The 12,698-nt window shown below is 66.5% G+C and carries 12 protein-coding genes and 1 pseudogene; 11 read left to right on the top strand and 2 right to left on the bottom strand.

All coding sequences use genetic code 11. The annotated features are described in order from the left end of the window. Window positions 1-775, bottom strand: a 775-nt coding sequence (locus GJ632_RS12800) for a hypothetical protein (RefSeq protein ID WP_191453171.1), incomplete at its 3' end; no start/stop codon positions are given. Between the two features lie 117 nt (window positions 776-892). On the opposite strand from GJ632_RS12800, the gene GJ632_RS12795 reads away from it, so the two are divergent. Continuing rightward, window positions 893-2,278: a hypothetical protein gene (locus GJ632_RS12795; protein WP_231751539.1), complete on the top strand. Its 1,386-nt coding sequence runs from the start codon at window positions 893-895 to the stop codon at window positions 2,276-2,278. Between the two features lie 61 nt (window positions 2,279-2,339). Further along, window positions 2,340-2,908, top strand: a pseudogene (locus GJ632_RS12790) (archaellin/type IV pilin N-terminal domain-containing protein). 17 nt (window positions 2,909-2,925) lie between these two features. Here GJ632_RS12790 and GJ632_RS12785 read toward each other — a convergent pair. Then, window positions 2,926-3,612 (bottom strand): methyltransferase domain-containing protein, encoded by a 687-nt coding sequence (locus GJ632_RS12785; protein WP_191453170.1) that lies wholly within the window; start codon window positions 3,610-3,612, stop codon window positions 2,926-2,928. A gap of 136 nt (window positions 3,613-3,748) precedes the next feature. On the opposite strand from GJ632_RS12785, the gene ahaH reads away from it, so the two are divergent. The 9 genes from ahaH to GJ632_RS12740 form a co-directional block, all read left to right on the top strand. Next, on the top strand, window positions 3,749-4,081 hold the full coding sequence (ahaH, locus tag GJ632_RS12780) for an ATP synthase archaeal subunit H (protein ID WP_191453172.1): 333 nt from the start codon (window positions 3,749-3,751) through the stop codon (window positions 4,079-4,081). Next, complete coding sequence (locus GJ632_RS12775) at window positions 4,068-6,266, top strand: V-type ATP synthase subunit I (protein WP_191453169.1); 2,199 nt, start codon at window positions 4,068-4,070, stop codon at window positions 6,264-6,266. Before ahaH ends, GJ632_RS12775 begins: the two co-directional genes overlap by 14 nt. Window positions 6,267-6,596: 330 nt before the next feature. Continuing rightward, window positions 6,597-6,836: a hypothetical protein gene (locus tag GJ632_RS12770; RefSeq protein ID WP_089804263.1), complete on the top strand. Its 240-nt coding sequence runs from the start codon at window positions 6,597-6,599 to the stop codon at window positions 6,834-6,836. Window positions 6,837-6,858: 22 nt separating this feature from the next. After that, window positions 6,859-7,440: a V-type ATP synthase subunit E gene (locus tag GJ632_RS12765; protein WP_089804265.1), complete on the top strand. Its 582-nt coding sequence runs from the start codon at window positions 6,859-6,861 to the stop codon at window positions 7,438-7,440. Next, window positions 7,437-8,483 carry a V-type ATP synthase subunit C gene (locus tag GJ632_RS12760; protein WP_089804267.1) on the top strand — a complete coding sequence of 349 codons (1,047 nt, stop codon included), beginning with the start codon at window positions 7,437-7,439 and terminating at the stop codon, window positions 8,481-8,483. Before GJ632_RS12765 ends, GJ632_RS12760 begins: the two co-directional genes overlap by 4 nt. Then, entirely contained in the window at window positions 8,480-8,809 is a 330-nt protein-coding gene (locus GJ632_RS12755) for a V-type ATP synthase subunit F (protein ID WP_089804269.1), read from the top strand. Before GJ632_RS12760 ends, GJ632_RS12755 begins: the two co-directional genes overlap by 4 nt. 1 nt (window position 8,810) lies before the next feature. Next, window positions 8,811-10,568 (top strand): ATP synthase subunit A, encoded by a 1,758-nt coding sequence (locus GJ632_RS12750; RefSeq protein ID WP_191453168.1) that lies wholly within the window; start codon window positions 8,811-8,813, stop codon window positions 10,566-10,568. 1 nt (window position 10,569) lies between these two features. After that, the gene (locus GJ632_RS12745) at window positions 10,570-11,985 is read left to right on the top strand and encodes an ATP synthase subunit B (RefSeq protein WP_191453167.1); all 1,416 of its coding nucleotides are present in this window, start codon (window positions 10,570-10,572) and stop codon (window positions 11,983-11,985) included. A 102-nt stretch (window positions 11,986-12,087) separates the two neighbouring features. Then, the coding region (locus GJ632_RS12740; RefSeq protein WP_191453166.1) for a PAS domain-containing protein at window positions 12,088-12,698 on the top strand (611 nt) is incomplete at its 3' end.

Below are 12,698 nucleotides of genomic sequence, written 5' to 3'. Positions count from 1 at the left end.
AGATGACCGCGGCGACGAGGAACAGGAGGGCGGCGACGACGCCGCCGCCGACGACGAGGTCCCACGGAATCTCCTGTGCGTCCTCGGTCGGCCGGTAGGTCACCACGAGGCTGTCTTCGCCCTCGAACTTCGAGGGGCCGTCGATGATGATGGCGTTGTTCTGCTGTTTCACGCGGATGCTCGTCGTGTTCGTCGCGTACCCCGGCGGCGTCTCGATGACGAGTCGCTGGTCCGCGCTCATCAGCGAGAGCCACGTCTGCGGCTCCTCGGACTCCGCGCTCGGGAGGACGAACACGTCCCCGAGTGCGAGTCCGCCGTTCTCCGTCTCGCGCAGGAAGTTCGTCCAGCCGAACTCGGCGGTCAGCGTCCCGGTCCCGGCCGACCGGTCGACGCTGTAGTCGTACGTCGCGTTCTGAATCCGCATCTCGCGGCCGGTCGACTCGCTCGCTCGCTCGGCGATTCGACGGAATAGCTCGGCGGTCACGCCGGTGTCGCTCTCACCGCTCTCGTACTCCTGTCCGATGCGCTCGAACGCCGCCGTCTCGTTCGGCTCGTCGAGTTCGTAGCGAACTTCGACGTGCCACCGCGCGTCGCCGTCGTCCTGCAGAAACACCCGCATCACGGTCTGCGGGCTGTCGTCCAGCGTCCCGTCGACCTGTGCCTGTGGGGCGGCGGACTCGGCGCCGAGCGAACCGCTGCCGGCGGTCCCCGCGGCGACGGGAGCGACGCCGGAGAACACCAAGAGGAGGGCCACGACCAACGCGGGTATCCGCATTTGCTGAAGCTTGTACGTGGAGCGCTCAAAATGCTTTCCATCGGTACGCACGCGCCCGATTCTCGGCTTCCGTCCGAATAACGACGTTTTTTGTACTTGCCACCGTATGCACCGGCAATGAGAGCCCTCCCCGCGATGCTCGCGTTCGTCCTCGTGCTCTCCGCCGTCGCCGGGGCGACGGTTCCGGGGACGGCGTCTCTCCCCGACCGCGCGACGACGCCCGTCGACGCCGCGACCGTCGCCGCTCCCGCCCCCGACGACCGGTCGTTCGAGCACTCGACCTCCCGCTCCGACGTGTCGGTGGTGAACAACCACACCGCCCAGAACGCGTCAATCCACGTCCTCGGCATCCCGCAGGCGCAGGTCACCCAGAGTTCGCTGGCGACGCGAACCGTCGAGTTGGGGCCGGCGCTCGCGTTCGACCACAACCGGACGGAGATGCGGATGGAGACGCTCGCGGCCGTCGACCGAATCGACGCCGCCGACTCCGAAGACCGGAAACAGCAGCTGATACTGCAGGAACTGACGACTATCGAGCAGGCGGCCATCTCCCTGCGCGCGAGCCAGCAGGCGGCGATTCGAGCGTACGGCGAGGGCGACATCGACTCCCGGACGCTCCTCATCCGCCTCGCCGTCATCGACATCCACGCGCAGGCCCTGCAGGACCGCAACGAGCGAATCCAGCGCGTCGCTCGCTCGGTCCCGGACTTCTCCGTGGACGCGCGCACCGCCTCGCTCGGCCGCGAACTCGACACGTTCACCGGTCCGGTCCGCCAGCACTCGGTGGCCGTCCTCACCGGCGAGGCGGACCCGGCGCGGTTCTTCGTCCAGACGGGCACCGACAGCGTCGTCCTCAGCACGATACGCGACGACACCTACGTCCGGGAGGTGTACCGCGGCGACATCCGCCGTCGCGGGTCCGGCCTCCTCACCGACCTCGAGGCGCTGAACGCCACCTCGCAGGCGTACCCGAACGCCTTCGCGCTCCAGTTCCGGCAGAACGGCACCAACATCGTCGGCACGGAGGACAACAGCTTCCTCGTCCGCATCCAGCACGAACGCGGCCGCCTCTACTCGTTCGTCGACAGCGGCTCCCAGCAGGTGTTCAAGGAGTTCCAGTACCGGCCGCTGGAGACGATGGAGACCGACCCGACCGAGGGCGCGGTGAAGGACGGACTCGAACTCACGGCGTACCAGACGTACCCCGGCGGTCCCGTCAGAATCACCCTCAACACCACCGAGTCGGGCGACCCCGCGGACGCGCTGATAACCGTCGGCCCGCGCGGCGGGCGGAGCGTCGTCGTCGGCGAGACGGGGGCGGACGGGTCGCTGTGGACGATGGCGCCGGGGCAGGAGTACCAGGTGACGGCGATTCGCGGCAACTCGGTCGTGCTGCTCACCGTCGAACCGAACGCGCCGCCGCTGGTGAACGGGAACGCGACGCAGAGCGGCAACGCCACGGCCGTCCGCCCGCCGGCCGCGGCGACGGCGGGCGCGGCGTAACTCACGCCGACGGCCGCTGCCGTCCGAACCTTCTTGTCCGAGAGCGCGGCCAGCGTCGACCGTGACGGACCGCGGACTCTCGCCGGTCGTGGGAACGCTCCTGCTGGTCGGCGTCGTGCTGGCGGCGGCGACGACGCTCGCCGCGGTGAGCGGGGACGCCGTCCTCGGCGTCGCCGCGTTCGACGCAGCCACCGCACCCGAGGGCTCCGCCCCGAGCCACGGCGTCGCCGCGTCCGACGGTCCCGCGGGGGCGTTCGCCTCGTCGCCGTCCGCCGGTCGGCGGGTGGCGTTCTCGCTGTCGGTGACCGGCGACAGAGTCGCGCTGGGGTACGAGCGCGGGCCGCCGATGCGCGTCGCGGACCTCAGACTCGACGTCTCGGTGGACGGCGAACCGCTCGCGTACCAGCCGCCGGTGCCGTTCTTCTCCGCCCGGGGGTTCCGGCCGGGGCCGACCGGCCCGTTCACGTCGGAAGCGACGGCGTGTGGACCGCGGGCGAGACCGGTTCCGTCGTCGTCGCGGGCACGAACCACCCCCGACTCGGACCCGGGCGGACCGTGACGGTGCGGCTCTACGAGCGCGGCTCGTCGCGGCCGCTGGCGACGCTGACGGCGTCGGTCACGGACGGCTGAAGAGCGCGCGCGTCTGCTTACGCGTCGGTTTCGACGGGGACTTCGACCTCGGTGTCTTCGCTTGCGTCGGCCTCGTCGTCTTCGTCGGCGTCGGGGACCCGCGCGATGGTGGTGATGGCCTTCGGACTGCCCGGGTAGGCCTGCTGGATGTGGTGTTCGATGTCGACGAAGCCCGCCTCCTCGAACATCCGCTGGGCCTCGTTCTCGTCGTAGAACAGCATGATGGCGTCGGCGACGCGTTGGAACAGGCCGCTCTCGGGGTAGTCCGGTCCGACGACGAGCACGCGGTGGCCGGGTTTGACGACGCGTCTGAACTCCTCGAGGGCGTCGACCGGGTTCGGCCAGTACTCGATGGAGCCCGAGGACCAGAGGACGTCGAACGCGTCGTCTTTGAACGGCAGGCGCTCGGCGTCGCCGCGGTAGAACGTCACCTCGTCCTCGTCGAACTTCTCGAACGCCTTCTGCATCTGGTGGATGCTCTGGTCGAGTCCGTGGACGTCGTCGGAGTAGCGCAGGAGTCCCTCGGTGGCGAACCCGGTCCCACAGCCCACGTCGAGGACGCGGTCGTCGGGCTGGATGCCGAGCAGTTCCAGCGCTTCGTCGCGCATCTCCTCGTTCCAGATGTAGGGGTTTATCCGGTCGTACACCTTCGAGAGGTACTTGTAGAACAGCCGGGCCCGTGACTTGTTCTCGAGGACTCCCATGGGCGCGAGGTTAGGACTGGGCGGTCATAACCGTGCGGATTTGGACCGCTACGACCGAACGCGGGGACGACGGCGCCACGAGAGGTTTCCGCAAACACCTTATACGCAGGTAGTGCAACGTTTCGATGATACGAGTATGCCGAGACCAGAGGTTCTCGAACGGATAAAGACGGCCGAATCCGACGCCGACGACATCGTCGCCGAAGCAGAAGCCGACCGCGATGAGCGGATCGCGGAGGCGCGACGGGAGGCCGAAGAGATCCGTCAAGAAGCCGAAGAGGAGGCAAGTGAGTACGAGTCCGAGCGTCTCGCCGAAGCTCGCGAAGAGATAGAGGAGGAGCGGGAGGCGATACTCGAAGACGGCGAGCAGGCCCGGAACCGCCTCGTCAGCGACGCCGAAGCCAACACCGAGGAGGCGGTCGAGTACGCCATCGACCAGTTCGAGGAGGCGGTGCATGCTCAGACCTGAGCAAATGAGTAAGGTCTCGGTGACCGGGTCCAAGCGCGTGATGGACCCGGTGGTCGAGACGGTCCACGACCTGAACCTGCTTCACGTGACGGAGTACGACAACTCGTGGGATGGGTTCTCCCCCGGCGACCCGGTCGAAGGGGCCGAGAGCGCCTCCGACAAGCTCGTCACCGTCCGTTCGCTCGAGAGCATCCTCGACGTCGACGAGGAAGACGCGGGTCCGACCCGAATCGTCACCGACGACGCGCTCGAAGCCGAACTGGAGGAGATTCGGACGGAGGTCAACGAACTCGACGACGAACGGCAACGGCTCCGCCAGCAGCTCCGTGACCTCGAAGAGCGCATCGGCACGATGGAGCCGTTCGAGGACCTCGGCATCGACCTCGACCTCCTGTCGGGGTACGACACGATCGACGTCGCCGTCGGCTACGGCAAGCGCGACGTCGTCGAACGCGCCGTCGTCGACGCCGACGACCTCGTCGACTACGAGATATACTCGGGCGACCAGACGATGGCCGTGTTCGCGCGGCCGACCGACGACGCCGACGACTCCGCACTCACCGACGCGCTCGTCAGCGCGGACTTCACCTCGCTGGAGGTGCCCGACGCCGAGGGCAGCCCGGAGGAGTACGTCCGCGAACTCGAACACGAGAAACAGCAGGTCCGCTCGGAACTGGAGTCCGTCGAGGACAAACTGGAGAACACGAAGCTCGACGCGGCGGGCTTCCTGCTCGCGGCCGAGGAGAAACTGTCCATCGACGTGCAGAAGACCGAAGCGCCGCTCTCCTTCGCCACGACGGAGAACGCGTTCATCGCCGAGGGGTGGATTCCCTCGGCGCGCTTCACCGAGTTCAAGAGCGCGCTCAAAGAGGACATCGGCGAGCACGTTCAGGTCGAAGAACTCGAACGCGCGACGTTCTCGAAGGACGGCACCGACCACGTCCGCGAGCAACCCGCCGGCGGCAACGGCGGCACGCCCGCCGCGGCGGACGGCGGCGAGGCGCGTGCCGACGGCGGAGCGGTCGTGATGGACGACGACGACCCGCCGACGATTCAGGACAACCCCGGCGCGGTCAAGCCGTTCGAGGTTCTCGTGCAGGCGGTCAGCCGACCGAGCTACTACGAGTTCGACCCGACGGTCATCCTGTTCCTCACGTTCCCGGCGTTCTTCGGGTTCATGATCGGTGACCTCGGCTACGGGCTCATCTACACCGCCATCGGCTACTTCCTCTACACGAGCTTCGACGACCGTCCGGCGTTCAAGAGCATGGGCGGCATCACCATCGCGGCCGGCCTGTTCACGACGCTGTTCGGCATCCTGTACGGCGAAATCTTCGGGCTGCACCTCATCGCCTCGTACTTCTGGGAGGGCGTCGTCGGCCTCTCGCACGCCCCCATCGAGAAGGGCCTGTCGCCGGCCACCTCCGAGTGGGCGCTGGGATGGCTCGTCGTGAGCGTCGTCCTCGGCATCATCCACCTGAATATCGGGTGGATATTCGACTTCTTCGAGAACCTCGAACTCCACGACGCCAAGCACGCCGTCTACGAGAGCGGTTCGTGGCTGCTGATGCTGAACGGCCTGTGGGTCTTGATCTTCTCGGACGTCATCTCCGGGACCGCTCCCGAGTTCCTCTACACGACGTTTTCGGCGGAGGGCGTCCTGCCACTTGGGTTCGCGGGATTCTCGGCCACCGTCGGCTGGGTCGGCTTCGGCGTGTTCGTCCTCGGCGTGGTTCTGCTCGCCATCGGCGAACCCATCGAAGTCGTCGAGTTCCTCAACGTCCTCGTGAACGTCCTGTCGTACACGCGTATCGCCGCGGTGCTGCTGGCGAAGGCGGGGATGGCCTTCACGGTCAACCTGCTGTTCTTCGGTGTGTACGTCGACTCCAAGGGCGGCTGGCACTTCGGTCTCGGCGGCATGCCGCAGGTCGGGGAGATGTACCACGGCTACGAAGTCGTCGACGTGCTGTTCGGCGGCCTCGTCCACGGCGGCGCGGCGACGGTCCTCGTCGGACTGCTCGTCCTCGTCATCGGTCACCTCCTCGTGCTCGCACTCGGCGTGACCAGCGCCGGCCTGCAGGCCGTGCGTCTCGAGTACGTCGAGTTCTTCAACAAGTTCTACGAGGGCGGCGGCCGCGACTACGAACCGTTCGGCTACGACCGGAAGTTCACCACCGAGGACTGAACGACCGGCCGCGGCCGCGGTTTCCGGCCCCGTTCGATGTCTCTGTCGCGCGCGCTTTCTCACACGACCGGTCTCCGCTCACGCACCACCTCGACATGGAGCGACCCGTAACGCGCCGGACGAAATGAGGTCGCGATGTTCGCCGCAACTCGGTTTCTTTTTATTCGTCCGGTGAGAAATCGTGAGGCGCAGGATTTTTGCCACAATCTCGGGGATAGGACCCCCCTTCTCGGCGTTTTTCCGAATCGGTTTGGGAAGCTTTATGAGATGCCCCCGGCCACATAGGCTTGTTCGGAGACGAATCCGGTACTAAGAGGACGTAAACACAACATGCTCGAAAACATCCTACTACAGTCCCAGTCGTCTGGCCCGGCAATCACCGCACCTGCGGCCGCCGCTCTCGCGGTCGGCCTCGCCGCCTTCGGCGCGGGGTACGCAGAGCGCGGTATCGGTGCTGCCGCGATGGGGGCCATCGCCGAGGACGAAAGCCTCTTCGTCAACGGTCTCATCCTGACCGTCCTGCCGGAGACTCTCGTCATCCTCGCGCTGGTCGTCGTGTTCATCGTCTAAAGCACCCTCTCCCTTTCAATCAATGAGTTTGGATAACGTCGTCGAAGACATCCGAGACGAAGCCCGCGCGCGTGCGGAGGAAATTCGAGAGGGCGGAGAGCAGCGCGCTCAGGAGATCATCGAGGAGGCGGAGTCCGACGCGGAGGACCTCCTCGAATCGCGCACGACCGACGTCGAACGTCAGGTCGAACAGGAGCGCGAACAGGCACTCTCCAGCGCAAAGCTCGAGGCGAAGCAGAAACGCCTCGAGGCCCGTCGCGACGTCCTCCAGGACGTGCGCGAACAGGTCGAGGAGGAACTCGCCTCCCTCTCCGGTGACCGACGCGAAACGCTCACCCGCTCGCTGCTCGAAGACGCGGCCGACGAGTTCGACGCCGACGCCGACGTCGTCGTCCACGGCCGCGCGGCAGACAAAGCGCTCATCGAGGACATCCTCGAGGAGTACGACGGCTACGAGTACGGAGACAGTTACGACTGCCTCGGCGGCGTCGTCGTCGAGAGCCAGCAGTCCCGCGTTCGGGTGAACAACACGTTCGACTCCGTCCTTGAGAGCGTCTGGGAGGACAATCTCAAGGAAGTGAGTTCCCGATTGTTCGACCAATGAGTGCTGAATCCGGCTCCAACCCCGAGTACGTGACCGCTCGCGTCAAAGCGCGTCGAAGCAAGCTGTTCAGCGACGACGACTACCGAAAGCTGGTGCGGATGGGGCCGGCCGAAATCGCCCGCTTCATGGAGGAGTCGGAGTACGAAGAGGAGATAAACGCGCTCGGCTCGCGGTACTCGGGCGTCGACCTCATCGAGTACTCCCTGAACCGAAACCTCGCGAAGCAGTTCAACGACATCCTCAGGTGGGCGGACGGTCGGCTGTACGACCTCATCGCCCGCTACCTGCGGAAGTTCGACGCGTGGAACGCGAAGACCGTCATCCGCGGCATCTACTCGGAGGCCGACCGCGAGGACGTCGACTCCGACCTCATCCGCGCGGGCGAGTTCGGCGACCGCTTCCTCGACCGGCTGCTCGACGCGACGAGCGTCGAGGAAGTCGTCGACAGGCTCGACGGCACGATGTTCGACGCGGGGCTCGAACAGGCGTACGAGGACTACGAGGAGACGGACGTGCTCGTTCCGCTCGAGAACGCCATCGACCGCGCCTACTACGAGAACCTGCTCGAAGGGCTCGTGGTCGACGAGGCGACCGAGCAGTACCGCGAGTACCTCGAAGCGGAGATCGACTTCCGGAACGCCCGGAACGCGCTCCGCCTCGCGCGCAGCGGCGCGGACATCGACCCCGCCGACTACTTCATCGAGGGCGGGTCGCTGTTCAACGCCTCGGAACTGGTGGCGCTCGCACAGAACACCGACGAACTCGTCACGAAGATTCGCGACTCGAAGTACGGCAACGAACTCTCGGCGGCGCTCGACGAACTCGAAGCGGTGAACAGCCTCATCGGGTTCGAGCGCGCGCTCGAAGCGGCGTTGCTGGAGTACGCGGACAGCCTCGGATACGTGTTCCCGCTGTCGGTGAGTCCGGTCATCTCGTACATCCTCGCAAAGGAGCAAGAGGTGGACAACATCCGGGCCATCGCCCGCGGCCGCGAAGCGGGGCTGACGGAAGACGAGATAGAGGAGGAGTTGGTCATCCAATGAGTCAGGAGATCGCCGTCATCGGCAGTCCGGACTTCACGACCGGCTTCCGCCTCGCGGGGGTTCGGAAGTTCGAGAACGTGCCCGACGAATCGAAGGACGAACAGCTCGACGAGGCCGTCACCCGGACGCTGGAGGACGAGGGCGTCGGCATCATCGTGATGCACGACGGTGACCTCGACCACCTCTCCCGGCAGGTCCGCGAGTCCGTCGAGACCAGCATCGAACCGACGCTGGTCACTCTCGGCGGCGGCGCGGGCGCTGGCGGCCTCAGAGACCAGATCAAACGTGCCATCGGTATCGACCTGATGGATGAGGACGAAGACTAACATGAGTCAGACACAAGAGTCCGTCCGCGAGGACGGCATTATCGCAAGCGTGAGTGGTCCCGTCGTGACCGCCCGTGACCTCGACGCCCGGATGAACGACGTCGTCTACGTCGGCGACGAAGGGCTGATGGGCGAAGTCATCGAGATAGAGGGCGACATCACGACGATTCAGGTGTACGAGGAGACGTCCGGCGTCGGTCCCGGCGAACCCGTCGAGAACACGGGCGACCCGCTGACCGTCGACCTCGGTCCCGGTCTGCTGGACACCATCTACGACGGCGTCCAGCGTCCGCTGGACGTCCTCGAAGAGAAGATGGGCAGTCCATACCTCGACCGCGGTGTCGACGCACCGGGTATCGAACTCGACAAGGAGTGGGGCTTCGAACCCGAAGTCTCCGAGGGCGACGTCGTCGAACCCGGCGACGTCGTCGGCGTCGTCGAGGAGACGGTCACCATCGACCACAAGGTCATGGTGCCGCCGGACTTCGAGGGCGGCGAGGTGTCCGAGGCCCACTCGGGCGACTTCACCGTCACCGATACCGTCGTGACGCTCGACAACGGCGAGGAGATTCAGATGCATCAGGAGTGGCCGGTCCGCGAGGCCCGTCCTTCCGAGACGAAGAAGACGCCCCGGACGCCGTTGGTGTCCGGTCAGCGCATCCTCGACGGCCTGTTCCCCATCGCGAAGGGTGGGACGGCCGCCATCCCCGGTCCGTTCGGGTCGGGCAAGACCGTCACGCAGCACCAACTCGCCAAGTACGCCGACGCGGACATCATCGTCTACGTCGGCTGTGGCGAACGCGGCAACGAGATGACGGAGGTCATCGACGACTTCCCGGAACTCGAAGACCCCTCGACGGGCAACCCGCTCATGGCCCGGACGTCGCTCATCGCGAACACGTCCAACATGCCCGTGGCGGCCCGCGAGTCCTGCGTGTACACGGGTATCACCATCGCGGAGTTCTACCGCGACATGGGGTACGACGTGGCGCTGATGGCCGACTCCACCTCCCGGTGGGCCGAGGCCATGCGCGAAATCTCCTCGCGACTGGAGGAGATGCCCGGTGAGGAGGGCTATCCGGCCTACCTCGCCGCGCGCCTCTCGCAGTTCTACGAGCGCGCCGGGTACTTCGAGAACATCAACGGCACGGAGGGGTCCGTCTCCGCCATCGGGGCCGTCTCCCCGCCGGGCGGCGACTTCTCCGAGCCGGTGACGCAGAACACCCTGCGCATCGTGAAGACGTTCTGGGCGCTGGACGCCGACCTCGCCGAACGTCGGCACTTCCCCTCGATCAACTGGAACGAGTCGTACTCGCTGTACACCGACCAGCTCGACCCGTGGTTCCAGGAGAACGTCGCCGACGACTGGCCCGAGGAGCGCCAGTGGGCCGTCGACGTGCTCGACGAGGAGTCCGAACTGCAGGAGATCGTTCAGCTCGTCGGGAAGGACGCCCTGCCGGAGGACCAGCAGTTGACGCTCGACGTGGCGAAGTACCTCCGCGAAGCGTACCTGCAGCAGAACGCGTTCCACCCGGTGGACACCTACTGTCCGCCGCAGAAGACGTACCTCATGCTCACGACCATCCACACCTACAACGACGAGGCGTTCAAGGCGCTGCAAGCCGGTGTGCCGGTCGAGGAGATCATCGACGTGGAGGCGCTCCCGCGCATCAACCGCATCGGTGTCCAAGAGGACTACGAGGAGTACGTCGCGGAACTCAAAGACGAAATAACCGAACAGCTCCGGGAGCTGTACTAAGATGAAAGAGTATCAGACCATCTCCGAGATCAGCGGTCCGCTGGTGTTCGCCGAAGTCGACGAGCCGATCGGTTACGACGAGATCGTCGAAATCGAGACGCCGGAGGGCGAGATCAAGCGGGGTCAGATTCTCGAATCCTCGGAGGGCGTCGTCGCCATCCAGGTGTTCGAGGGGACGACCGGTATCGACAAGAACGCGTCCGTCCGCTTCCTGGGCGAGACGATGAAGATGCCCGTCACCGAGGACCTCCTCGGACGGGTCCTCGACGGTTCGGGCCAGCCCATCGACGGCGGTCCCGAAATCGTCCCCGACGAGCGACACGACATCGTCGGCGCGGCCATCAACCCCTACTCCCGCGAGTATCCCGAGGAGTTCATCCAGACGGGCGTCTCCGCCGTGGACGGCATGAACACGCTCGTCCGCGGGCAGAAGCTGCCCATCTTCTCGGGGTCGGGGCTGCCGCACAACGACCTCGCGCTCCAGATCGCCCGTCAGGCGACGGTGCCCGAGGAGGCGGCCGAGGAGGGCGAGGACGCCTCGGAGTTCGCCGTCATCTTCGGCGCGATGGGTATCACGGCCGAGGAGGCCAACGAGTTCATGGACGACTTCGAGCGAACCGGTGCGCTGGAGCGCTCCGTGGTCTTCATGAACCTCGCGGACGACCCCGCCGTCGAGCGGACGGTCACGCCACGGATGGCGCTCACGACGGCCGAGTACCTCGCGTTCGAGAAGGACTACCACGTGCTCGTCATCCTGACGGACATGACCAACTACTGCGAGGCGCTGCGCGAAATCGGCGCCGCGCGTGAGGAGGTCCCGGGTCGCCGTGGCTACCCCGGATACATGTACACCGACCTGGCGCAACTGTACGAGCGCGCCGGTCGAATCGAGGGTCGTGAGGGGTCCGTCACGCAGATTCCCATCCTCACGATGCCCGGCGACGACGACACCCACCCCATCCCGGACCTGACCGGGTACATCACCGAGGGGCAGATATACGTCGACCGCGACCTCAACAGTCAGGGCGTCCAGCCCCCGGTCAACGTGCTGCCCAGCCTCTCGCGCCTGATGGACGACGGTATCGGCGAGGGCCTGACCCGCGCCGACCACGCCGACGTCTCCGACCAGATGTACGCCGCGTACGCCGAGGGTGAGGACCTCCGCGACCTGGTGAACATCGTCGGTCGCGAGGCCCTGTCGGAACGCGACAACAAGTACCTCGACTTCGCCGACCGCTTCGAGGACGAGTTCGTCGACCAGGGCTTCGACACGAACCGCTCCATCGACGACACGCTCGAAATCGGCTGGGACCTCCTGTCGATGCTACCGAAAGAGGAACTCAACCGCGTGGACGAGGACCTCATCGAGGAGCACTACCGCGACGGCGAGTCCGCCGAAGAAGTCACCGCCGACTGAGACGGACGGCCGTCGTGCGACCGTCTCCCTTCTTCCGTTATTCGACCGCGAGCGGCGTCGCTGCGCGCAACCGATAACCGTTCTGCGGCCGTGCAGGCTGGTATGTCAGACGAACGCAGTCCGCGCCTCCTCGTCGCCGTGCACGAGGACGACCTGTTCGACCGAGTCGAACGGCGGCTTCGGTCGACGCTCGACGCCGACATCGCCCGGTGGAACGCCGGCGTCGTCGACTCGTTCGACTGCGTGGTGGTCGCCGACGACCTGCCCGACGCCGACCTCGGGGCCGTCGTCGCCGCCGCCGGCGACGTTCCCGTCGTCGCACTCCTCAGGCCCGACGGCGACCACTCCGCCGAGTCCGTTCTCGCGGCGGGTGCCGCCGACGTCGTCCTCGTCACCGAGACGAACCTGTTCGAACGGTTGGGTCGTCGGGTGGCGAGCGTCCTCGCGTGGCGCGAGGACCGCGCCGCGGCGGAGCGACGGGTGACGGAGGACCTCAAGGAACGGGCGATGGACGAGGCGCCCGTCGGCATCACCATCGCGGACGCCTCGCTCCCCGACGACCCCCTCGTGTACGTCAACGACGCCTTCGAGTCGCTGACCGGGTACGACGAGTCGGAGGCGCTGGGTCGCAACTGCCGGTACCTGCAGGGACCGGGGACGGACGCCGAACCGGTCGCCGAACTCCGCCGCGCGGTCGACGCCGAGGAGAGCGC

It is taken from the genome of Halogeometricum sp. CBA1124 (assembly GCF_009741955.1).
GTDB classification, from domain to species: domain Archaea; phylum Halobacteriota; class Halobacteria; order Halobacteriales; family Haloferacaceae; genus Halogeometricum; species Halogeometricum rufum.
The sequence above is the reverse complement of the archived record's forward strand: the minus strand, read 5'-3'. Positions and strand labels throughout refer to the sequence as shown.